Consider the following 23029-nt stretch of genomic DNA (forward strand, 5'->3'; position numbering starts at 1 on the left):
CCTTTCGTTTCCAAAAATCCCTCGGTCACCTCTTGACTAGGGTGTTACCGGTCTGTAACTTCCAGAATGTTACTTACTGGTAACACCTATGGCGCCCGCCGTCAATAACAAGACCGTGATCTGGTCCGGCCAGATCGGGGCGGGCGAAAAATTGCATTTCATGCGGCTCCGGCCGGTGAAGAGATGAAAAACGGTTCGCGAGCATGGGCTGCGAATCGACAGACAAGGAGCCGGCCAATGCCACAGCGCCGCGATCTTACCATAGATGAAGCCATCCGGGATCCGATGATCCGGCTGGTCATGAAAGCCGACGGGGTCGATCCGCGCGCTTTCGAAACAATGCTGCGCACGCTTGCCGGTTCGCAGCACGGCGAGGTGCCGTTGCTCCGTTCGTCGGAAGAGTTCGGACGCGGCCTGAGGCTGTCCAGGGTTGCCACTGCCTTCGGCAGGGCAAGAGCAGCCGGAGAGGCGTGCGTGTCGTGGTAAATTTCTTCATTCACCGCCCGATCTTCGCCTCGGCGATCGCCATCATCATGGTGCTCGCCGGGACGATTTGCTATTTCCTGCTGCCCGTCTCGCAGTTTCCCGACATCACACCGCCGCAGGTCGTGGTCAGCGCCCACTATCCGGGAGCCAGCGCGCAGGTGGTCGCCGACACGGTGACGACGCCGCTGGAGCAGCAGATCAACGGCGTGCAAGGCATGACCTACATGTCGTCGACCAGCTCCAACGACGGTTCCTCTACGATCACCATCACCTTCGATGTCGGCTATTCCCTGAGCACCGCCGCCGTCGACGTCCAGAACCGCGTCTCGCAGGCGGCCTCGTCGCTGCCGGCGATCGTCAATCAGGGCGGCGTGACGATCAAGAAGCAGAATCCGAACTTTGTCCTCATCGTCAACCTCACCTCGCCCGACGGCTCCGTCGATCCGGTGGCGCTGTCGAACCTTGCCTATCTGCAAGTGGTCGACCCGCTGAAGCGGCTGCCCGGTGTCGGCGACGTGCAGATCTTCGGCGAGCGGCGCTATTCGATGCGCGTCTGGCTCGACCCGGACAAGCTCGCCAATCTCGGCATCACCGCCGTCGACGTCCAGAACGCCATTGCCGAGCAGAACGTCCAGGTGGCCGCCGGCAAGATCGGCCAGTCTCCGGCGCCTGCCGGCACCGCTTTCGAGATGCAGGTCAATGCCGTCGGCCGGTTGAGCGATCCAAAGGAGTTCGGCGACATCGTCGTGCGCGCCAACACCACCACCGGCTCGCTGGTGCGGCTGCGCGACGTCGCCCGCATCGAGCTCGGCGCCCTGCAATATTCGTCCTCGGCCTTCTTCGGCAAGGACCCGACCGTGGTACTCGCCGTCTATCAGATGCCCGGCTCCAACGCGCTCGATCTGCAGCAGCGCGTAAAGGACAAGATGCAAGAGCTGTCCGCCCGCTTCCCCAAGGGCGTCAGCTATGCCATGCACTACGACACGACGCGCTTCGTCTCGGCCTCCATGCATGACGTGCTGATCACGCTTGGCGAGGCTCTGGTTCTCGTCGTTGCCGTGGTGTTCATCTTCCTGCAAAGCTGGCGCACCACAATCATTCCGACGATCGCCATTCCTGTGTCGCTGGTGGCGACGCTGGTCGTCATGGAGATGATGGGCTTCTCGCTCAACATGCTCTCCCTGCTCGGCATGGTGCTGGCGATCGGCCTTGTCGTCGACGACGCTATCGTGGTGGTCGAGAATGTCGAACGACAGCTCGAGGCCGGGCTGAAACCGTTGGCGGCGACGAAAGCCGCCATGGCCGAGGTCACCGGTCCGATCATCGCCACCACAGCCGTGCTGATGGCCGTCTTCGTGCCGGTCGCCTTCATCCCCGGCGTTTCGGGACGGCTCTACAACCAGTTCGCGCTGACGGTGGCGATCTCGGTCGGCATTTCCGCCTTCAATTCGCTGACCCTGAGCCCAGCGCTGAGCGCCGCCTTCCTGCGCCATCGCCAAGGCACGCAATTCGTGCTGTTCCGCTGGTTCAATTCGGGCTTCGACAGGCTGTCGCATGCCTATGCCAATGGCGTGCGCATCCTCATCCGTTTGCGCTGGATCATGCTCGGCCTGTTCGCGGCCGGACTGGTCGCCACCTATTTCGTCTGGGCGAAGCTTCCCTCGACCTTCCTTCCGGTCGAGGACCAGGGCTATTTCTTCGTCGTCATCCAGTTGCCCGACGGCGCTTCGCTGGAACGCACCGACGCGGTGGCGCAGAAGGCGCGCGACATCCTGCAATCGACGCCCGGCGTCGACATCGTCGGCTCGATCAGTGGCCTGAACTTCCTGACCAGTGCGGCGCAGTCGAATTCCGCGGTCGAATTCGCCATCCTGAAGCCGTGGGAGGAGCGTGGTCCCGACCAGAGCGCTTCCAAGCTCGTCGCCGACGTGCGCGGCAAGCTGATGCAGATCCCGGAGGCGTTTGCGCTCTCCTTCGATCCGCCGTCGATCCCGGGTATCGGCACCACGGGCGGCTTCGAATTCGTCGTCGAGGATCTTACCGGCCGCGGCAGCACCGCGCTCAACGACGCAACGCAAGCCGTGATCGCCGAGGCCCGCAAGCAGCCGGAAATCAACCCGCAGCAGCTTTTCTCACCTTTCTCGACCTCGACGCCGCAGTTCAACTACGACCTCGACCGCGCCAAGGCGAAGCTGCTTGGACTCAACCTGCCAGACGTCTTCAACACATTGCAGATCTATCTCGGCTCGCTTTATGTGAACGACTTCAACCTGTTCGGCCGCACCTTCCGGGTGACCATCCAGGCCGACAAGGATGCACGCGCGGGTGCGGCCGACATTTCGCGGCTCTATGTGCGCAATGCCTCGGGCGGCATGGTGCCGCTCAGCACGCTGGGCAAGCTGGTGCCCTTCGTCGGCCCGGAAACCGTGCCGCACTACAACAACAACGCCTCGGCTACGATCAATGGCGGCGCCGCACCCGGCTTTTCCTCGGGTCAGGCGGTCGCCGCCATGGAACGTGCCGCCGCCACGGCTCTGCCAAGGGATTTCGGCTTCGAATGGACCGGCATCACCTTCCAGGAGCTCAAGGCGGGATCGATCGCGTCGGTCGTCTTCGGCCTCGCCATCGTCTTCGTCTTCCTGATCCTGGCGGCGCAATATGAGAGCTGGGCGATGCCGTTCATGGTGCTGCTGGCAGTGCCGCTCGCCTTGTTCGGCGCGTTCGTGGTGCTGTGGGTGCGCGGCATGCAGATCGACGTCTACTCGCAGATCGGCTTCGTCATGCTGATCGGCCTGGCGGCGAAGAACGCCATCCTGATCGTCGAGTTCGCACGGCGACGGCGCGAAGAGGGCCTCAGCATCGTCGAAGCGGCGATGGAAGCGGCACGGCTGAGGCTGCGGCCGATCCTGATGACGGCCTTCGCCTTCATCCTGGGCGTGCTGCCGCTGATGTTCGCGACCGGCGCCGGTGCTGCCAGCCGTCAATCGATCGGCACCACCGTCTTCGGCGGCATGGTGGCGGCGACCATCCTGTCGCTGGTGTTCGTGCCGGTCTTCTATGCGGTCATCGAACAGCTGCGCGAACGGCGCGGCGGTGAAGAGCCCGCTCTCCTGCATTCCGAACCAACTGCCGAACCCGCCTTGCCGCCCATGGCGCAAGCGGCCGAATAAGATTGGAGACTGAACATGCGTAAATGGAAAATCGCTTTGGGCGCCGCTGTCGCGCTGGGTGCAATCTCGGTGGCGAGCGTTCACCTGCTCGATATGGGCAGCCTCAGCCTCAATGCCGGCACGGCTGGAGCGGCGACGCCCGCTCCCGCGGCATTCGTCATGCCGGTGCCGGTGACCAACGTGGTGAAGAAGACGATCCCGATCTATCTCGACTATGCCGCCCGCACCGAACCGATCCGCAGCGTCACGCTGCAGGCCAGAGTGCCGGGCTACCTGGAAGAGCAGGCCGCCGAAGACGGCGCCGACGTCAAGAAAGGCGACCTCCTCTACAGGATCGCGCCGCAGGATTTCCAGGCGGCGCTCGACCAGGCGAAAGCGCAGGTGCAGCGCGACACCGCGACGCTCGACTATGCGCGCTCCAATCTCGGCCGCGGCACCGAGCTCGCCAAGAGCGGCTATCTGGCCAAGGACAGCTTCGACCAGCGCACCAGCACTCTGCGCGAGGCGCAGGCGTCGCTGGCGCTCAACCAGGCGGCGGTCCGCACGGCCGAGCTCAATCTGAGCTATTCGGAGATCCGCGCTCCCTTCGCCGGCCGCATCGGCCGTAACCAGGCCTCGATCGGCACGCTGGTCAGCGTCGCCGGCACGGTGCTCAACACGCTGGTGCAGCTCGACCCGATCTATGTAACCTTCAATCCGAGCGAGAGCGATCTGGCGCAGATCGAGGAAGCTCGCGCCGCCGGCCCGATCGAGGTCGAGGTGCTGCTCCCGGGCGAGACCGAAGCCCATCAGAAGGGCGAACTCACCTTCATCGACAACACGATCGACCATTCGACCGGCACCATCACCGCGCGTGCCACCATCGGCAACGCCAAGTTCGCGCTGCTGCCTGGCCAATATGTTCGCGTCCGGCTGCACGTCAAACAGCAGCCTGATGCGCTGATGGTTCCGCAGGTCGCACTGGGTTCGAGCCAACTCGGCAAATATCTTTACGTCGTCGGCAAGGGCAACACCGTCGACCAGCGGCTGGTTTCGACCGGGCCGACCAACGGCGACCTGGTGGCCATCCTGAGCGGAGTGACGGAAGGCGACCAGGTGATAACAGGCAATCTGCAGAAGATCGGCCCTGGAATGCCGATTTCGCCACTGCCACAGAAACCGGCCACCTGACTCCCCCGCAGGCCCGGTTTCAGCGCGGCGCCCCGGCCTTCCCACAGGTCGCGGGCGCCGCTTTTGGGAGCAGTTCCGCCCGACCGGTACCGGCGATGCGAAAAAAGCCGCAAAAGCTCTTGTTAGATTGTCGACAACCTGCTTGTCTTGCCCCTGGGTTTCGTCGGGAGTGGCCGGATGGCAAGGGCGGATTTCAGTCCAATCGCGGATACGACGCGCCGCGCGGAGATCGTGGCGCTTCTGCGACGGGCAATCCTGACCGGCCAGTTGGAGCCGGGCCAGAAGCTCAACGAGCTGCGGATTTCCGAGCAGATGCGCGTCAGCCGCGCACCTTTGCGCGAAGCGATGCGCGAGCTGGTGCAGGAAGGTATCCTGACCAGCATCCCCTATGCCGGCACCTTCGTCATTAATGTCACCGCCAAGGACATCGACGATGTCTACTCGCTCAACAAGGTGCTCGACGAATTCGCCATCGAGCGGACATGGGAGCTGCGCGACCGGCGCTTTTTCGATGAGCTCGACCGGCGCCACGAGGCGGTGAAGCAGGCGACGCGCGACCGCGACACCACAAGGCAGATCGAAACCGCGCTGCAACTGCATGGCCTGATTCACGAATGGGCCGACAATTCCGTTCTTTTGGAAACATGGCAGCGGCTGACCAGCCGGTTGCAGATGTATTTCGCCCTACACCAGCAGGCACGCAACGAAGCCGTGCCCGCCGAGGACGTTCACGAAACCTACGTGCGGCTGCTCAAGGGCAACGACATGCGTGCTGCCCAACGCCACGCCCGCGAACATATCGACCAAGATTTCCAAGAGCTTCTTGCCTACGCGCGCGCTCTCGAACGGCGCCCGCCGAAAGGCGCCTGATCCTTCCCCAGCGGACAACGGACATCAACGTGCAGATCGCAACCATCAAAGCCTACCATGTCGTGCAGCCCTTCGTGGACGGCCCCTATCGCATGTCCAAGGGGCGCGTCGCCGACGCCTTCGACGCAGTGATCGTCGCCATCACCTCGGACGATGGCATCACCGGGTGGGGCGAGATGGCGCCGCTCGGCAATTTCTATTCGGCCGCCTTTCCGGCGGGCGCCCGTGCCGGCGTTATGGAGATCGCCCCGCATCTCATCGGCCAGGACCCGCGCGGCCTCGCCGGCGTCGGCCGGCTGATGGACACCGTCTTCAAAGGGCATCCCTACATCAAGTCGGCGCTCGACATGGCCTGCTGGGATCTCGCCGCGCGCGCGGCCGACGTGCCGCTGGTGACGATGCTGGGCGGCAAGGAGAGCGATACGGCCGAGCTTTACAAGGTCGTCACCCATGGCAGCGTCGATGCCATGGCTGCACTTGCGAAGCGCATCGTCCAGGACGGCTTCCACCGGCTGCAGGTCAAGGTCGGGGGCAACGTCCGCGACGACATCGAACGCGTCACGGCGGTCGCCGCCTCAGTGCCGAAAGACACTGTCATCTTCTGCGACGCCAATGCCGGCTGGACGCCCTACCAGGCGCGCCAGTTCGCCGATGCGACGCGCTCCATCGATTACACATTCGAGCAACCCTGCACGACGATCGAGGAAAACATGTCGGTGCGCCGCATGCTCGACAAGCCGATGGTGCTCGACGAATCCGTCACCTCGCTCGAGGAGATGCTGGAAATTCATCGCCGAGGCGCGGCCGACGGGCTGACGCTGAAGATCTCGCGGCTCGGCGGCGTCGGCAGGACCCGGCTGATCCGCGATGTCGCCGTCGACCTCGGCTTCATGATCACCGTCGAGGACACTGGGGGCGCCGAGATCGACACGGCGGCCATGGCGCATCTGTCGCTGTCGACGCCGCAGGAGCGCCGCCTGCACGCCATCGCCTTCCACGAATGGGTGACGGTGCGCACGGCGTCGAACAAGCCGCCGGTCACCGGCAGCCGCATGGGCGTTCCGGATGGTCCGGGCCTCGGCATCGACGTCGTCCCGGATCTTCTCGGCAAGCCCTTCTTCGAGGTCGGCCGGTGAAAATTCGCGGCATCAAGGCGACGCCGACCAACCTCAGGCTCGAGGCGCCTTATGTGTGGGTGTTCGGTGAACTCGACGGCTTCTCGCCGACCATTGTCGAAGTGGAGACCGAAGATGGCCTGATCGGCCTCGGCGAAGCACCGACACCGGCAGCAGCCGCGATCGTCAACGACATCCTGGCACCGCGGCTCGTGGGCCGCGACGCCTTCGACATCGCGGGCGCCGAGCATGTCTGCCTCCCCTACTGGACCGGCGTGCAGTCGATCAACGACCGCACCCGCATCATGGCCTTCGGCGCGATCGAGATGGCGCTCTGGGACCTGCGCGGCAAGGCGTGGAACCAGCCGCTCTACCAATTGCTGGGCGGGGCCGTGCGCAAGGAGATCCCGTTCACCGATTACTTTTCGCTGCGCGGCGACGGGCCAAGGGTGAAAGGCGAGACGACGCCGGAGGAAGTCGCGGACTACTGCGTCGAGCTTCATGAGACGCACGGAACGACCTTCTTCGAAGGGAAGTTCTCGACGCAGGATCCAAAAATCTCGCTGAAGATGATCGAATTGATCCGCAGGAAGCTCGGCGACGATGCGATGATCCGCATCGATTCCAACCAGGCCTATTCGCTCAGCACCGCCCGGCGACTGGCGCGGCCGCTGGAAGAGCTTAGCGTGCGCAATTGGGAGGATCCAGTGGCGACGATCGAGGAGATGCGCGAACTCAGGCGCCATTGCTCGATCCCGTTCTCGACCCACAACATCGACATCGCCCGCGCCATGGATCTCAAAGTGCCCGACGCCTTCGTCGGCAATCCGACGGCGCATGGCGGCATCGGCCGCATGCTGCGCTTCGTCGGCGCCTGCGAGCACGCCGGCATCGATTTCTGGTGCTACAGCGGCGACAGCGGCATCGGCAGCGCCGCCTACCTGCATCTGTGCGCGGCACTCGGCTGGATACGCGAACCGAACCAGTCGCTGTTTCGCATGCAACCGACCGACATCACCGAGGAAGGACCGCTTTGCCCGAGGAATAATGTCGTGCCTGTGCCGGAGGGACCCGGTCTCGGCATCACATTGTCGCGAGAACGGCTCGCTGCCTGCCATCGCGACTTCGCCGAGAACGGACCCTGCAACAAATATCACGATCCGGCAAAGCCCGGAGCTTACCGTCGCTTGCCGCTGAACTAGATGGGCGGGCGGCCAAAACAGAAGAAGCCAGCCGCCGCGATCCTGGTCGGAAAGGGTGGCCACGGACCAGAGGAAGCAGTGCAGCCCAGAAACCGGCACGTCCACGCCAAGGACTGGATGGACCGGACAAAACCGCGTGCTACAGTCCCGGTCTACCGGCCTCTGGCGACCGGAAACGGTTTAGTCGCGAATTTTCGTCAACCATAAGAAACAGGGGAAAGGGTCAAACCCATGAGCAAGAATTATCGCATTCTCGACCTCATCCGGCGCAATCGGTCGCCGCTCGAAAATCATCTCATCGACGGTCTCGTCGACGGCCGTGTCAGCCGCCGCGACTTCATCCGCCATGGCAGCCTGCTCGGCTTGTCGCTGCCACTGCTGGGCGGCATCACCACGGCCGCGGGCCTCGGTGCCATGCCGTCGCTCGCCCGGGCGCAAGGCGCGCCAGGCGCAACGATCCGCGTCGCAAGCAGCGTGCCGGCGGCGACGATCGACCCTGTCACCGTCGCCGATGCAGGCGGCCTGCTGATCATGCAGCAGGTCGCGGAGTTCCTCTGCGTCGACGGCCCCGATCTCGTGCTCCAGCCGGCACTGGCTGAAAGCTGGAAGCCGAACGACAACGGCTCGGTGTGGACTTTCAAGCTGCGCAAGGGCGTGAAATTCCACTCAGGCGGCGAGATGAAAGCCGACGACGTGGTGGCCAGCATCGACCGGATCGCCGACCCGGCCAACTCGTCCAACGCACTGTCGGTGTTCACCGGCATCCTGTCGAAGGGCGCCAGCAAGAAGGTCGACGACTACACGGTGGAATTCCACCTCGACGCCCCGAACGGCAACTTTCCCTACATGGTGTCATCAGACAATTACAACGCCGTCATCGTGCCGGCGAGCTACAAGGGCGACTACGAAAAGAGCTTCGACGGCACCGGACCGTTCAAGATCGACAAATACACGCCGAAGGTCGGCGCTTCCTTCGTCCGCAACGAAGGCTACTGGGGCGAGAAGGCGCTGCCGGAACGCACCGAATTCACCTTCTTTGCCGACATGCAGCCAATGATCCTGGCGCTGCAGGGCGGGCAGGTCGACATCATCAACCAGATGCCCGTCCTGTCTGGCGTGGCGCTGCTCAACGACCCCAACATCGACATCATCAGCCTGAAATCGTCGGCGCACCAGCAACTGCACCTGCGCTGCGACGACGGGCCGATGAAGGATGCGCGCGTGCGCCGCGCCATCGCACTCAGCCTGGATCGCGACAAGCTGGTCGCGGGCCTGATGAAGGGGCGCGCCGTGGCTGGCAACGACAGCCCGTTCGCCCCGGTTTATCCCTCGACCGATGCGAGCGTGCCGCAGCGCAAGCAGGACATCGCGCAGGCCAAGCAGCTCATGGAAGCGGCGGGCGCCGGCAAGGGCTTCAAGATGACGCTGACCACCGAGCGCTATCTCGAAATCCCCGAATACGCCCAGCTCATCCAGAACTGGGTCAAGGAAATCGGCATCGAGCTCGAGCTCAACATCCTCGACCAGAGCGCCTATTACGGCGACGCCGTGTTCGGCAAATCGAACTGGCTGGACTCGGAAATGGGCATCACCGACTACGGCCACCGCGGCGTGCCGAATGTCTATCTTGCCGCCCCGCTGAAGAGCGAAGGCACGTGGAACGCGGCGCACTTCAAGAACAAGGACTACGACGCGCTGGCGACCAGCTATATCGCGGCCCTCGATCTCGAAGCGCAGAAGGCGACGGCAGGCAAGATCCAGAAACTTCTGCTAGAGGAGACGCCGGTCATCTTCGGCTATTTCTACGACTATCTGACGGCGACGGCGAAGGGCGTGGCCGGCGTGCAGCCGACCGCGATGTCGCAGCTGTTCCTGGAAAAGGCGTCGAAGGCCTGAGCGGAAGGGAAAGCCAATCCTCTAACAGCCAGCTTCCTGACGGGAGCTGGCTACTCAGGGAGTGTTAGCCATTCTCTCCTTCCTTGTCCGGCGCGTCTCGCTTTCGCTCGTCACGCTGTTCCTGCTCAGCATCATGGTCTTCCTGGGCGGACAGGTGCTTCCCGGCAATGTCGGGCGCGCCATATTGGGGCCGTTCGCCGACCAGCGCGCCGTCGATGCGCTCAACCATTCGCTCGGCGTCGACCGGCCACTGCTTGCCCAGTACTGGAGCTGGATTTCAAACTTCGTCCAGGGCGACATGGGCACGTCCTACATCTTCCGCTCGCCGGTCGCCCCCTTCGTCATCGATGCGCTAGGCAATTCGATGAAGCTGGCGGCGGTCGCCTTCGTGCTGGTGGTGCCGATCGGCATCCTTGGCGGTGTCGTCGCAGCCCTCAACCTCAACCGGCCACTCGACCGCATCATCAGCCTTGGCGGCCTGTCGGTGACGGTGCTGCCGGAGTTCGTCACCGGCATCATCCTGATCCTGATCTTCGGCGTCTGGCTGCGCTGGCTGCCGATCTCGGCGGCATGGCCGCGCGATGCCGGTTTCTTCACGCAGCTTTACTACCTGATCCTGCCGGCGCTGCCGCTGTTCCTGGTGCTGTTCGGCTATATCGCGCGCATGGCGCGCTCCGGCATGATCGAGGCGCTCGATTCCGACTATACGCGAACCGCAGTGCTCAAGGGCCTGCCCTGGCGCACGGTGATCTGGCGCCATGTGCTGCGCAATGCGCTGCTGCCCACCATCACCGTCATTGCCACCCAGACCGGCTATCTCATCGGCGGCCTCGTGGTGATCGAGACGCTGTTCCGCTACCAGGGCATCGGCTCGCTGATCTTCACCGCCGCGCGCGGCAAGGATTTCCCGATGCTGGAATCGGGCATCCTGACCATCGGAATCGTCTATGCCGTGGCCACCCTTGTGGCCGACTTCCTCTATTCCGTGCTCAATCCACGCATCCGGCTGGGGTCAGAACAATGAGCGCCGTCCAGACCAGTCCCACCAGACAGGACGACACCCGCCAGCGCAGCCCCCTGACGGAGGTTTTGTCCTCGCTGCTTCGCTCCGGCACCTTCCTCGTCGGCATCACCATCGTGTTGTTCTGGGTCGCCTGTGCGCTGTTCGGCGAACATTTCGCGCCCTACGATCCGCTTGCCGACGACATCATCAACGCGCTGGCGCCGCCTTCGGCCGAACACTGGTTCGGCACCGACCAGATCGGCCGCGACGTCTTCTCGCGCGTCATCGTCGGCTCGCGCGACATCCTGACCGTGGCGCCGCTGGCGACGTTGCTGGCGACGGTGGCCGGCACGGCGCTCGGGCTGCTCACCGGTTACTTCCGCGGCATCGTCGACGATGTCGTCAGCCGCATCCTGGAAGCCTTCATGGCGATCCCGGTGGTGATCGTGGCGCTGCTCGCCATCGTGGCGCTCGGCACGTCCAAGACCACCGTCATCGTCGTCATCGGGCTGAGCTTCGCGCCGATCATCGCACGCACCGTGCGCTCGGCGGTGCTGGCTGAGCGCGAGCTCGACTATGTCGCCGCCGCCCAGCTCAGGCATGAGAGTGCGCTGCATACGATGTTCGTCGAGATCCTGCCCAACGTCATTCCGCCGATCCTGGTCGAAACCACCGTGCGGCTTGGTTATGCCATTTTCGCGGTCGCCACGCTTTCCTTCATGGGCTTCGGCATCCAGCCGCCGTCGCCGGACTGGGGGCTCTCGATTTCCAGCAATTACGGCATGATCGGCGGCGGCTTTTGGTGGACCGTGCTGTTCGACGCGCTCGCCATCGCCTCGCTGGTGATCGGCGTCAACCTGGCGGCCGACGGCGTGCATGGAGCGTTCAATGACTGAACCCGCCAAGGCCCGGAGGGCGAAGGCCCAGAACGCTCTCGACCTCAACGACCTGTCGGTCGCCTATCGTGTTTCCGGCCGAAACCGGGCGGTGCTGCGCAATCTCAGCCTGACCATCGGCCAGGGCGAGGCCTATGGTTTGGTCGGCGAATCCGGCTGCGGCAAATCCACGGTCGCCCTTTCCGTCGTGCGCTACCTGCCGCGAAACGGTTCGATATCAGGCGGCGCGATCTCGCTCGACGGGCAGGACGTCATGAAGCTCGATGCCGAGGCGCTCAGAAAGATGCGAGCCGAAAGCGTCTCCATGGTCTACCAGGACCCCGGCAAGGCGCTGAACCCGTCGATCCGCATCGGTCGCCAGCTGACCGAGATCTTCGAGCTTGGCGGCAAAACGGGGCAGGCGGCCGAGGATCGCGCAATCGCCATGCTCAACCGGGTGCGGATCTCCGATCCGGCCAGCGTCATGCAACGCTACCCGCACCAGCTTTCCGGCGGCATGCAGCAGCGCGTGGCGATCGCCATGGCGCTGGCCAACGATCCTTCGATGCTGATCCTGGATGAGCCGACCACCGGCCTCGACGCGACCGTCGAAGCCGAGGTGCTCGACCTGATCGCGCAGCTGCGGCAAGAGCTGTCGGCCTCGATCCTGTTCATCAGCCACAATCTCGCCGTCGTCTCCAACATGTGCGATCGCGTCGGCGTGCTCTATGCCGGCATGCTGGTCGAGGAAGGACCGACGGAGGCCGTCTTCAACGATCCGCGCCATCCCTATACGGTAGCGCTGCTGCGCTGCCTGCCGCGCGGCGGCCAGCGCAAGGACCAGGGCCGCCTCGACACAATTCCCGGTTTTTTGCCCGGCATCGGCGCCGACATCAAGGGCTGCCCCTTCGCCGACCGCTGCGCTCTCGCTACCGATCGCTGCCGCAACGAGTTGCCGCCGCTCTACGAGCTGGGCGGCCGGCTGTCGCGCTGTCACTATCACGAGAAGGCGCAATCCCTGCCGCGCGCGACGCCCAGCGACGCGCCCGCCGCGCCGAAAGCCGCAGCCGCGCCGGTATTGCGGGTCGCCGGGCTGAACAAGACCTTTGCCAGCCATGGCCATTCGCTGCGCGCGGTGAAGGACGTGTCGCTCGATCTCAGGCCGGGCGAAACGCTCGGGCTGGTCGGCGAATCCGGCAGCGGCAAGACCACTTTCGCCAGGCTGCTGCTCGGCCTCGTGCCGCCCGACGACGGCGGCAGCATCGAGCTCGAGGGCAAGGCGCTGGCGCCGCGGCTTGGGGACCGCAGCGACGACCAGGTCAAGGCGATGCAGATCGTCTTCCAGAATCCGGACTCCGCACTCAACCGCTCGCATACGATAAGGCATCTGATCGGCCGCGCTCTGAAGCGGCTGGCAGGCTTGAGCGGCAAGGCGCTCGAGGCGCGCCTCGACGACCTCGTCCGCTCGGTGCGGCTGACCGACCGGCATCTGGCCGTGAAGCCGCGCCAGCTGTCGGGAGGGCTGAAACAGCGCGTTGCCATCGCGCGCGCCTTCGCCGGCGATCCGCGCATCGTCGTGTGCGACGAGCCGACCTCCGCGCTCGACGTGTCGGTGCAGGCTGCGATCCTCAACCTGCTCGCCGATCTGCAAGCGAAGGAACACGTCAGCTACATCTTCATCTCGCATGACCTTGGCGTGGTGCGCTACCTCTCAGACAAGATCGCCGTGCTCTATCTCGGTCGCATCATGGAGCTCGGCCCGTCGGAAGACGTTTTCTCCGGCCCGCATCATCCCTACACCGAAGCGCTGCTGTCGGCCGTGCCCAGGCTCGACCAGACCGAGACGGCACGCATCCGTCTCGACGGCGAAATCCCCAGTGCCACCAATCCGCCGCCGGGCTGTGTCTTCCACACGCGCTGCCCGCGCAAGATCGGCCCGATCTGCGAACAGCAGGAACCGCCACTGGCCGAGGCGCGCCCCGGACACTCGATCCGCTGCCATATTCCCTACGCGGAACTCGCCAGGCTGCAGAGGCCGGCAGCGGTCGATACCGAGCCGGCGTAGCCGAACATACGGCCCCTCCCCTTCACAGATGGCCGGCCATGCTGAAGGACCGGTCGCCCTCGGCAAAGCCCTGCTCGCCGGCCCAATCCCTCGTCAGCGCCCGCAATCCCGCCAAGGCCACGTCGAGCACATCCGACGACGCCGGATTGCTGGGATAGGCAAGATAGATCGGCCGCTGGAACACGGGCGTGTTCGCGACGCGTTTCATTTCGCCGCGCTCGATATGGCCGCTGACGGCGCTGAGCGGCAGATAGGCGGCGGCTTGCTGCGACAGCACGTGCTGCAACCCGATGAAGACCAGGCCGGCCGAAATGGCCGGCTTGACCATGCCGGCAAACGCCCGATCATGCTCGATGCGGAATTCGAGCCCCCAGTCCATCAGTATGTAGTTCTCGGTCCACGGCTTCGTCTGGGCGGCATGCTGGACAAGCACCACCTGATCGACGGCCAGCGTTTCGTAAACGATGCCGGGGTGCGGCCGCGGCAGATAGAGGATGCAGATGTCGAGCAGGCCTTCGGCCAGTTGGTCGATCGCCAGATCGGGAAAACTGCCCTCGAGCCGCAACGCCACGTTCGGTCGCTCGGCGCGCATCCATTCGACCCATGGCGAGGTGATGCGCTCCCACAGATAGGCGGGTGCGGTCAGCCGCAGCAGTGTTTCATAGCCATCGGGAACGGCGATGTCCTGCCTCGATTGCTCCCAGGTGCGGGTGATGGCGGACGCATGCGGCAGGAACTGGCGGCCGGCCGGCGTCAGCGTGATGCCGTCGCGGTCGCGGACGAAAAGCCGTCGCCCCAACTGCTCCTCCAGCACCCTTATCCGCGCACTGACGGTGGACTGGGCAAGGTTCAGCCGATTGGCCGCGACGGTGAAGCTGCCATGCTCGGCAATCTCCAGGAAACTGCGCAGGTTTTCGGTGTCCATGACTTGGCTCCCGCATCGAAAATTCCGATGGCCTCTATCAAAAAATATCGCTTTCCGGTCGCGGTCAACGATGAACTAGATGCCTTGTCCCAAGACAAGCGAGGATTGCAGCCATGCCGAAGCATTTCGAGAGGATCGACATCGCCCGCCGGAATCTCACTGCAATCGAAAATTCCGCTGTCGACGAATTGCTGGCCGGCCGGCTCGACCGGCGCGATTTCCTGCGCCATGGCAGCGTTCTCGGCCTTTCGCTGCCGTTCTTGGGCAGCCTTGTCGCCGCTGCCGGCCTCGGCACGCAAAAGGCCCGCGCCGAAGGCAAGCCGGGCGGCACGGTGCGCGCCGGCGTGGCGACGCCAGGCGGGGCCATCGATCCCGTCACCTACTACGACAGCGGCAGCTACCAGCTGGTTTTCCAGACCGCCGAATTCCTCTGCGTCACACAGCCGGACCTCACGCTGAAGCCGATGCTGGCGGAAAGCTGGTCGCCCAACGAGGACGGCAGCGTCTGGACGTTCAAGCTGCGCAAGGGCGTGAAATTCCACAATGGCGAGGACTTCAAGGCCGACGACGTCGTCGCGACCTTCGACCGGCTGGCCGATCCGGACGGCGCCTCGAACGCGCTTTCGGTGTTCAAGGGCCTGCTGTCGAAGGGCGGCACCCGCAAGGTCGACGACCACACCGTCGCCTTCCATCTCGACGTGCCGAACGGCAGCTTTCCCTATTCGGTATCGATCGACAACTACAATGCCGTGATCCTGCCGGCGAGCTACAGGGGCGATTACGAAAAGACCTTTGAAGGCACCGGCCCGTTCCGGCTGGAGACCTACACGCCGAAAGTCGGCGCGACCTTCATCCGCAACCCCGATTATTGGGGCGAGAAGGCGCTGCCCGACCGGCTCGAGTTCAAATTCTACGGCGATGTCCAGCCGCGCATCCTGGCGCTGCAGGCCGGCGAAGTGGACATTCTCGACGCCGTTCCGCTCGATGTCAGCCAGGTGGTGCTGAACAGCCCCGACATCGCCGTGCTGCGTGTCGCCTCGACCGCGCACCGCCAGCTTCACATGCGCTGCGACATGGCGCCTTTCACCGACAAGCGCGTGCGCCAGGCGCTGGCGCTGTGCATTGACCGTTCCAAGCTGGTGGATGGGCTGTGCCGCGGCATGGCGGCGACCGGCAATGACAGCCCGTTTGCGCCGGCCTTCCCCGCGACCGACAGAACGGTGCCGCAGCGCGCCCAGGACATCGCCAAGGCCAAGCAGCTTATGGAGGCCGCGGGCCTCGGCAGCGGCTTCGACATCACGCTGACGACGCTGCGCTATTCCGATATTCCCGGCTATGCGCAGTTGTTCCAGAACTTCGCCAAGGAGATCGGCGCGCGCGTCTCGCTCAACATCGAGGACCAGGACAAATATTACGGCAAGGCGGTGTTCGGTCAATCGGACTGGCTGGACAGCCCGCTCGGCATCACCGACTACGCCCATCGCAGCGTGCCGAACGTGTTCCTGAAAAGCCCGCTGGTCAGCGACGGTCCGTGGAACGCGGCGCATTTCAAGAGCCCAGCCTATGACGGCATGGTCACTTCCTATCTCAAGGCGCTCGACATCGGCGCGCAGCGCGCGGCGGCGTCAGACATCCAGAAGCTGCTGCTCGACGAGACGCCTGTTATCTTCAGCTATTTCCCTGACCTCCTGGTGCCGGTGCGCAAGAATGTCAGCGGGCTGCCGCCGATCGCTGCCGGCCTGCTGCTCGACCGGGTGTCGCTGGGATAGAGGCTGGATGGACAATTTCTGCTTTCGGGCGGCGAGGCTATCCGCCAGCGGGGCTGCGAAGGGCGATGGGGGGCCATCGTTCGAGCCGCTCGACGCAGGAGAAGCCCGCCGCCCGGAAACCCACTCCGATATAATGATTCAATCCAGGTCCGTCTCGCTTTGCGCCAACACTCGATGACAAAAGAAAAGAAACGGGAGACTACCATTCGCAAGCCTCATTTGCGCGGCCGCGGGCCGCATTTTCCCTTGCTCGACACGATCGTGCAGTATGAGTTCGAGCCCGGCTACGTCGCCTTCACCATGCCGATGCAGAAGCGGCTGCGCGTGCAAGTGGGATCGATGATCGTCGCCGACACGACCAGGGCGCTGGTGTTCTACGAATCCGATCACCTGCCGGTCTACTATTTCCCGATGAGCGACGTGCGCGAGGAATTCCTGCTGCCGAGCAGGACGACGACGGAAGATCCGTTCAAGGGCCTGGCCACGCACTACTCGCTCAACACCGGCATCACGCTGGTCGAGGATGCCGCCTGGCGCTATCTCGACCCGGTCAAGGGCTGCCCGCCGATCGCGGACTATATGTCCTTCTACTGGCCCAAGATGACGCACTGGTATGAGGAGGACGAGGAGATCTTCGTCCACGCCCGCGACCCGTTCCGACGGGTCGACTGCCTGCCGTCCACACGGCGGGTGCAGGTCATCCTGGACGGCGAGCAGGTCGCCGATTCACGGCGCGGCGTGTTCCTGTTCGAGACCGGCCATCCGGTACGCCATTATCTGCCGATCTCCGACACGCGGCTCGATATGTTCGCGCCCAGCCGCTACATCTCGCGCTGCCCCTACAAGGGCATCTCCAACTACTATCACGTGACGACGGGCAAGAAGCGCCACGAGAACCTCGTCTGGTACTATCCCGAGCCGGTGCATGAGGCGGAGCGCATCAAGGGCCTGGTCTGCTTCCATCACGAACTGGTCGACAAGATCCTGGTCGATGGCGTCGAGATCCCGAAAGAAGCCACAGCCGCCTCCAACGGCTATTTCTAGCCGTGTCGCCATGCCCGCGCTGAAGGCTTGATCGTAACGCGGGACAGCGCATACCCTCCCTGAAGCAGGGAGGACTATCGATGGATCTTTTCAAGCTGGACGGCGATGTCGCGTTGGTTACCGGTGCCGGCAGCGGCATCGGCCAGGCAATCGCGATCGGATTGGCGCAGGCCGGCGCCGACGTCGCCTGTTTCGGCCATGCATCGAAGGGCGGTCTGGAGGAGACCGCACAGCGTATCACCGCGCTTGGGCGCAAGGCGCTGGTGCTGACGGGCACGGTGACGTCCGAGAGCGATCTCGCGGCGGCGACCGACCGCGTCGAGAGCGAACTCGGCGCCCTGACGATTGCCGTCAACAATGCCGGGATCGCCGGATCGGAGCCGGCCGAGACGATGCCCCTGGAGACGTGGCGGAAGGTGCACGAGGTCAATGTCGCCGGCGTATTCCTGTCCTGCCAGGCCGAAGCGCGCAAGATGCTGGCGCGGCGCAAGGGCTCGATCGTCAACATCGCCTCCATGTCGGGTACCATCGTCAATCGCGGGCTGACGCAGGCGCATTACAATTCCTCGAAGGCCGCCGTCATCCACATGTCGAAGAGCCTCGCCATGGAGTGGGCCGACCGCGGCCTGCGCGTCAACGTGGTCAGCCCGGGCTACACGCTGACGCCAATGAACAAGAGGCCGGAGGTGGCGGAGGAGATCAAGATCTTCAAGCGCGACACGCCGATGGGGCGCATGGCGACGCCCGAGGAAATGGTCGGGCCGACCGTGTTCCTGGCCAGCCGCGCGTCGAGCTTCGTCACCGGCGTCGACCTGATCGTGGATGGCGGCTACGTCTGCTGGTAAGGTGGCTCGGCAGGCGGTTGGGTGCGACTTCGCCTGCGGTCCGAATTATGCATCCAGCAAGCCTTAGTCGTTGCGCGTGATAAACGTTGGTATATATAATTTCATCTCATGAAACGGTCCTGGCGATGGGGCTTGCCGGGCCGATAGCCGAGGTCAGGGGACCTTTGATGGCTCGCATTTTGCAGGGCGCCATAAGGCTGGCAATCGACCCGCAGATGATCGCTGTCGCGGCGATGCGTCGGCAGCTATGACGCCGACCCTCTCAGCACCATTTCCGCAAATCAAAAACTCAGCACAATCCCGCCTGCGCCGGTTTTCACCGGGCGATGGCGGAAACGGCCTTGCGCAACGGCAGGTCTTTCCAACACAATCAAGAAAAAACCCAACAAGGGCAGAAAGACGCAACAAGGGAACGAACGATAACCGTCACAGCTTGAAGGAGAACAAGCATGTCATTTCGGAGCAGAGTTTCTAAACTGTCCATGGGCGCCGCCGCGCTCGCGGCACTAAGCCTGCCAACGCTTTCCGCCCACGCCGCAGCTCCTGAATCCAACGACCCCATCAAGATCGCGCTGTTCGACTGGACCAGCGTCAATCTCAACGCCAAGATTCTCGGCGGCATTCTCGAAAAGCTCGGCTACACCGTCGAATATCCGACCGCCGATTACCTCTCCAGCCTGACCACCGGTCTCACCAATGGCGACCTCGATGTCGGCCTGGAATTCTGGGACACGACCGCCGGCGAGGCGATGAAGGCTTCCGATGCCACCGGCCAGACCGAACGCCTCGGCAAGCTCGGCCCCAAGGCCAAGGAAGAGTGGTGGTTCCCCGAATATATGAAAGAGAAATGCCCGGGCCTACCCAATTGGGAAGCGCTGAAAGATCCGAAATGCGCCGAGGCCTTTTCGACGGCCGAGACGGCGCCCAAGGGTCGTTATCTCGGCGGTCCGGTGACCTGGGAGGGTTTTGACGACGAGCGCGTCGAGGCACTCAAATTGCCATTCACCGTCATCCACGCCGGCACCGACGCGGCGATGTTCGCGGAGCTGGATTCGGCCTACCAGCGCAAGGCGCCGATCATGCTGTGGATCTATTCGCCGCATTGGGCGCCGGCCAAATACAAGGGCGAGTGGGTCGAATTCCCCGAATACACGCCCGAATGCTACAGCGACCCGAAATGGGGCACGAATCCCGATGCCAAATATGATTGCGGCAAGCCGCATGGCGAGATCTGGAAATATGCCTGGAACGGCATGAAGGACAAATGGCCCGTCGCCTACAAGGTGGCCAAGGCCTACACGGTCGACACCGACGAGCTCAACAAGATGAGCGGCGAGATCGACCTCGGCGGCAAGACGCCGGAGGACGTCGCCGCCGCCTGGATCGCCGCCCACGAAGCCGATTGGAAAGCCTGGGCACAGTGATCGCTCCGACTGGAGAATGAGACCCGGCCGTCGATCGGCCGGGCCTCAATCGTCGATATTCCAGAAGGACGCTTGAATGCCTGACAAGACCGAACAGGGATCGAACGCTGCGGGCGCGCCAAAGGATGCCCGCCCGATAAAGCTGGCTTGCCGCAATGTCTGGAAACTGTTCGGTTCGAACGCGGCCAGCTTCATCCGCGAGCGCGACGGCAAGGCCAGCATGGCCGATGTCGCCGCTGCCGGACTGGTCGGGGCGGTACGCGGCGTCGACCTCGAAATCCGCCAGGGCGAGATATTCACCATCATGGGGCTCTCGGGGTCGGGCAAGTCGACCCTGGTGCGCTGCATGTCGAGGCTGGTCGAGCCGACGCACGGCAAGGTCGAGTTCGAGGGAAAGGACCTGCTCAAGATCTCGGATGCAGCGCTCATCGAACTCAGGCGCCACCGCATGGGCATGGTGTTCCAGAATTTCGCGCTGCTGCCGCATCTCAACGTGCTGGACAACATCGCCTTTCCGCTCAGCATCCAGGGGCAGGACCGTGCGACGCGCGAAGCACGCGCCCGCGAAGTCATCGAGCTCGTCGGCCTGCGCGGCCGCGAGCATTTCTATCCGCGCGAGTTGTCCGGTGGCCAGCAGCAGCGTGTCGGCATCGCCCGCAGTCTGGCGACCAAGCCGGAGATCTGGTTCCTCGACGAGCCGTTCTCGGCGCTCGACCCGCTGATCCGCCGCGAGATGCAGGACGAGCTGATGCGGCTGCAGACGATGCTGCACAAGACCATCGTCTTTATCACCCATGATTTCGACGAGGCGATAAGGCTGGCCGACCGAATCGCCATCATGAAGGATGGCGAAGTCATCCAGATCGGCACGCCGGAGGAACTGGTGGTCGATCCGGCGACCGACTATGTCGCCGAGTTCACCCGCGACGTCGACCGCGCCAAGGTGATCTCGGCGAAGAGCCTGATGCGCGCCTGCGACGGCGCCGAGCATGGCGGCACGGTGGGGCCGGAGGCCAAGATTGCCAGCTTCTCGGCCAGCATCGTCGCGGCCGGCAGACCGTTCGCGGTGGTCAACGGCAGCGGCAAGCCGATCGGCGAGGTGACGCCGCAAGCGGTGATCGACCTGCTCGCCGGCATCGAGCGGTCAGGAGCCGGTGCATGACAGTAACGGCAAGCGCCAGTGAGACGAGGCTAGGACCGGCGCAGACCTGTCTGCTGGTCTGGGCCGCAGCGCTTGCCGTGGTGCTGGTCGTGTTCCTGCTCCAGGACAGTTTCCCCTGGGCCGTCAATTATCCGGCCGAGGCGATCGTGCCGGTCGCCGACTGGGTCAGCGCCCTGATGCGCTGGATAAAGATAAACCTGTCATGGCTGACGCGGTCGATCACCGCCGTGCTCGGCGTGCCGCTCGATTTCGCGCTCGACCTTCTGGCGAAGAATTTCAAGATCGGCCACGGTGCCGACGCCTATGTGCTGCCGCGCCTGTCCTGGATCGGCGTCTGCGCGGCGGCCTTTGTCGCCGGGCATGCCGCTGGCGGCCGCAAGCTCGGCATGCTGGTCGGCGGCTGTTTTCTCTACATCGCGCTGTTCGGCCAATGGACCAGCGCCATGCTGACGCTGGCGCTGATTTCCATCGCCGTGCCATTCTGCATCGCCACGGGATTGTTCGTCGGCATCTGGGCCTGGCGCAAGCCTTGGGTGGAAAGGCTGATCGTCTCCCCTGCCCTCGATCTGATGCAGACGATCCCAACTTTCGCCTATCTCATCCCGATGCTGCTCCTGTTCGGCAACAGCCCGGTTTCGGCGATGATCGCCACCGCTATCTTCGCCACGCCGCCGATGGTGCGGGCAACGATGCTCGGCCTGTCGCGGGTGCCGTCGGAGATCGACGATTTCAGCGAGATGGCCGGCTGCACGGCGCGGCAGAAACTGTGGCGCGTGCTGTTGCCGTCGGCGCGGCCGACGCTGATGGTCGGTATCAATCAGGTGATCATGCTGGCGCTCAACATGGTGATCATCGCCTCGATGATCGGCGCCGGCGGGCTGGGCTATGACGTGTTGCTGGCGCTGCGTGCGCTGAAGGTCGGCGAGGCGATGGAAGCGGGGCTGGCCATCGTGGCGCTGGCCATCGCACTCGACCGGCTGAGCCAGGCCATCGCCGCCAACCATGCAAAAGGTCACGTCCACCGGCAAGTCCTGCCTGCCTTCTGGTGGCGCTATCCCAATCTGACGCTGGCCGTCGCCATCCTGATCGTCACCACACTGCTTGGCCTCTTCGTGCCTGCCTTCGCGGCGGTGCCGAGGACGATCACCTTCACCACCGCGCCATTGTGGAAAGCGGCGGTGAATTGGGTGACGATCAATTTCTTCGACACGATCGAAGCGTTCCGCGTGGCGCTGATCCTCAACGTGCTGAACCCGGTGCGCGCCTTCTGCGAGGGCTTTCCGTGGCTGGGCGCGGTGTTCCTGCTCGGCCTTGCCGGCTATCAGCTTTCCGGCCTGCGCCTGGCCGCTCTGGTGGCAGTGCTGACCGCCTTCTGCGCCGTCACCGGGCTGTGGGAAAAGACCATGGCGACGGTCTATCTCTGCGGCATCTCGGCTTTCATCGCTTGCCTGATCGGCATTCCCATCGGCCTAATGGCTGCGCGCAGCGACCGCGTCGAGAAGGTGATCACGCCCGTCATCGACACGCTGCAGGTGCTGCCCTCCTTCTGCTTCATCATTCCGGTGGTGATGCTTTTCCGCGTCGGCGACGTCACCGCGATGATCGCAACGATCGCCTTCGCCGTGGTGCCGGCGATCCGCTACACCAATCACGGTATCAGGCAGGTGCCGCCGGCGCTGATCGAGGCGGCCAAGGTTTCAGGCTGCACGCCGCGCCAGACTTTCTTTCGCGTGCAACTGCCGCTGGCGCTGCCCGAGATCATGCTGGGCGTCAACCAGACCATCCTGATGGCGTTGGCGATGATCATCATCTGCGCCATGGTCGGCACCCGTGATCTCGGCCAGGAGGTGTTCATCGCGCTGTCAAAGGCCGATTCCGGCCGCGGCATCGTGGCAGGGCTCGCCATCGCCTTCATCGGCATCGTCGCCGACCGGCTGTTCAATGCCTGGACGGCCAAGGCACGGGCGAGGCTGGGTTAGCTCAAGCGGCGAACTTATCAAGGGAGGAG

At 64.1% G+C, this 23029-nt stretch carries 17 protein-coding genes; 16 read left to right on the top strand and 1 reads right to left on the bottom strand.

Going from position 1 to position 23029, the window contains the following annotated elements; all coding sequences use genetic code 11:
* Positions 1-237: 237 nt before the first annotated feature.
* The 10 genes from LB532_RS13855 to LB532_RS13900 all read left to right on the top strand — a co-directional run bounded on the left by LB532_RS13855 (position 238) and on the right by LB532_RS13900 (position 13852).
* Complete coding sequence (locus LB532_RS13855) at positions 238-486, top strand: hypothetical protein (RefSeq protein WP_140638602.1); 249 nt, start codon at positions 238-240, stop codon at positions 484-486.
* On the top strand, positions 480-3656 hold the full coding sequence (locus LB532_RS13860) for an efflux RND transporter permease subunit (RefSeq protein WP_140638824.1): 3177 nt from the start codon (positions 480-482) through the stop codon (positions 3654-3656). The genes LB532_RS13855 and LB532_RS13860 overlap by 7 nt, the downstream gene beginning before the upstream one ends.
* Positions 3657-3671: 15 nt before the next feature.
* On the top strand, positions 3672-4826 hold the full coding sequence (locus LB532_RS13865) for an efflux RND transporter periplasmic adaptor subunit (RefSeq protein ID WP_140638601.1): 1155 nt from the start codon (positions 3672-3674) through the stop codon (positions 4824-4826).
* Positions 4827-5003: 177 nt separating this feature from the next.
* Positions 5004-5696, top strand: a complete 693-nt coding sequence (locus LB532_RS13870) for a GntR family transcriptional regulator (protein ID WP_140638600.1) — start codon at positions 5004-5006, stop codon at positions 5694-5696.
* A 29-nt stretch (positions 5697-5725) separates the two neighbouring features.
* Complete coding sequence (locus LB532_RS13875) at positions 5726-6832, top strand: mandelate racemase/muconate lactonizing enzyme family protein (protein WP_140638599.1); 1107 nt, start codon at positions 5726-5728, stop codon at positions 6830-6832.
* Positions 6829-8013: a mandelate racemase/muconate lactonizing enzyme family protein gene (locus LB532_RS13880; RefSeq protein ID WP_140638598.1), complete on the top strand. Its 1185-nt coding sequence runs from the start codon at positions 6829-6831 to the stop codon at positions 8011-8013. Before LB532_RS13875 ends, LB532_RS13880 begins: the two co-directional genes overlap by 4 nt.
* Before the next feature lie 231 nt (positions 8014-8244).
* Positions 8245-9909 (top strand): ABC transporter substrate-binding protein, encoded by a 1665-nt coding sequence (locus LB532_RS13885; RefSeq protein WP_140638597.1) that lies wholly within the window; start codon positions 8245-8247, stop codon positions 9907-9909.
* A gap of 70 nt (positions 9910-9979) precedes the next feature.
* A complete protein-coding gene (locus LB532_RS13890) occupies positions 9980-10933 on the top strand; it encodes an ABC transporter permease (RefSeq protein ID WP_140498118.1) in 954 nt (317 codons plus the stop codon).
* Positions 10930-11808 carry an ABC transporter permease gene (locus tag LB532_RS13895; protein ID WP_140638596.1) on the top strand — a complete coding sequence of 293 codons (879 nt, stop codon included), beginning with the start codon at positions 10930-10932 and terminating at the stop codon, positions 11806-11808. Before LB532_RS13890 ends, LB532_RS13895 begins: the two co-directional genes overlap by 4 nt.
* Positions 11801-13852 carry an ABC transporter ATP-binding protein gene (locus LB532_RS13900; protein WP_140638595.1) on the top strand — a complete coding sequence of 684 codons (2052 nt, stop codon included), beginning with the start codon at positions 11801-11803 and terminating at the stop codon, positions 13850-13852. Before LB532_RS13895 ends, LB532_RS13900 begins: the two co-directional genes overlap by 8 nt.
* A 22-nt stretch (positions 13853-13874) precedes the next feature.
* Here the strand turns inward: LB532_RS13900 and LB532_RS13905 are convergent, their stop codons facing one another.
* Positions 13875-14777, bottom strand: coding sequence for a LysR family transcriptional regulator (locus LB532_RS13905; protein ID WP_140551118.1), 903 nt, complete (start codon positions 14775-14777; stop codon positions 13875-13877).
* Between the two features lie 113 nt (positions 14778-14890).
* Between LB532_RS13905 and LB532_RS13910 the strand changes: the two genes are divergently transcribed.
* From LB532_RS13910 to LB532_RS13935, 6 genes are all read left to right on the top strand, one after another.
* Entirely contained in the window at positions 14891-16546 is a 1656-nt protein-coding gene (locus LB532_RS13910) for an ABC transporter substrate-binding protein (protein WP_140638594.1), read from the top strand.
* 246 nt (positions 16547-16792) lie between these two features.
* Complete coding sequence (locus LB532_RS13915) at positions 16793-17590, top strand: DUF427 domain-containing protein (RefSeq protein WP_224556894.1); 798 nt, start codon at positions 16793-16795, stop codon at positions 17588-17590.
* Positions 17591-17670: 80 nt separating this feature from the next.
* Complete coding sequence (locus tag LB532_RS13920; RefSeq protein WP_140638592.1) at positions 17671-18435, top strand: SDR family oxidoreductase; 765 nt, start codon at positions 17671-17673, stop codon at positions 18433-18435.
* Between the two features lie 449 nt (positions 18436-18884).
* Positions 18885-19859, top strand: coding sequence for an ABC transporter substrate-binding protein (locus tag LB532_RS13925; protein ID WP_140638591.1), 975 nt, complete (start codon positions 18885-18887; stop codon positions 19857-19859).
* A gap of 76 nt (positions 19860-19935) precedes the next feature.
* Positions 19936-21021: a glycine betaine/L-proline ABC transporter ATP-binding protein gene (locus LB532_RS13930; RefSeq protein WP_140638590.1), complete on the top strand. Its 1086-nt coding sequence runs from the start codon at positions 19936-19938 to the stop codon at positions 21019-21021.
* Positions 21018-23000, top strand: coding sequence for an ABC transporter permease (locus tag LB532_RS13935; RefSeq protein ID WP_140638589.1), 1983 nt, complete (start codon positions 21018-21020; stop codon positions 22998-23000). Before LB532_RS13930 ends, LB532_RS13935 begins: the two co-directional genes overlap by 4 nt.
* The last annotated feature ends 29 nt before the right edge of the window (positions 23001-23029 follow it).

The sequence above is a fragment of the Mesorhizobium sp. ESP-6-2 genome, from assembly GCF_020164675.1.
Taxonomy (GTDB): Bacteria; Pseudomonadota; Alphaproteobacteria; order Rhizobiales; family Rhizobiaceae; genus Mesorhizobium.

Excerpts from the sequence above, each read along its gene's own strand:
- LB532_RS13855 (WP_140638602.1), top strand. The coding sequence starts at position 238 with ATGCCACAGCGCCGCGATCTTACCATAGATGAAGCCATCCGGGATCCG.
- LB532_RS13865 (WP_140638601.1), top strand. The coding sequence starts at position 3,672 with ATGCGTAAATGGAAAATCGCTTTGGGCGCCGCTGTCGCGCTGGGTGCA.
- LB532_RS13870 (WP_140638600.1), top strand. The coding sequence starts at position 5,004 with ATGGCAAGGGCGGATTTCAGTCCAATCGCGGATACGACGCGCCGCGCG.
- LB532_RS13885 (WP_140638597.1), top strand. The coding sequence starts at position 8,245 with ATGAGCAAGAATTATCGCATTCTCGACCTCATCCGGCGCAATCGGTCG.
- LB532_RS13895 (WP_140638596.1), top strand. The coding sequence starts at position 10,930 with ATGAGCGCCGTCCAGACCAGTCCCACCAGACAGGACGACACCCGCCAG.
- LB532_RS13900 (WP_140638595.1), top strand. The coding sequence starts at position 11,801 with ATGACTGAACCCGCCAAGGCCCGGAGGGCGAAGGCCCAGAACGCTCTC.
- LB532_RS13905 (WP_140551118.1), bottom strand. The coding sequence starts at position 14,777 with ATGGACACCGAAAACCTGCGCAGTTTCCTGGAGATTGCCGAGCATGGC.
- LB532_RS13910 (WP_140638594.1), top strand. The coding sequence starts at position 14,891 with ATGCCGAAGCATTTCGAGAGGATCGACATCGCCCGCCGGAATCTCACT.
- LB532_RS13920 (WP_140638592.1), top strand. The coding sequence starts at position 17,671 with ATGGATCTTTTCAAGCTGGACGGCGATGTCGCGTTGGTTACCGGTGCC.
- LB532_RS13925 (WP_140638591.1), top strand. The coding sequence starts at position 18,885 with ATGTCATTTCGGAGCAGAGTTTCTAAACTGTCCATGGGCGCCGCCGCG.
- LB532_RS13930 (WP_140638590.1), top strand. The coding sequence starts at position 19,936 with ATGCCTGACAAGACCGAACAGGGATCGAACGCTGCGGGCGCGCCAAAG.
- LB532_RS13935 (WP_140638589.1), top strand. The coding sequence starts at position 21,018 with ATGACAGTAACGGCAAGCGCCAGTGAGACGAGGCTAGGACCGGCGCAG.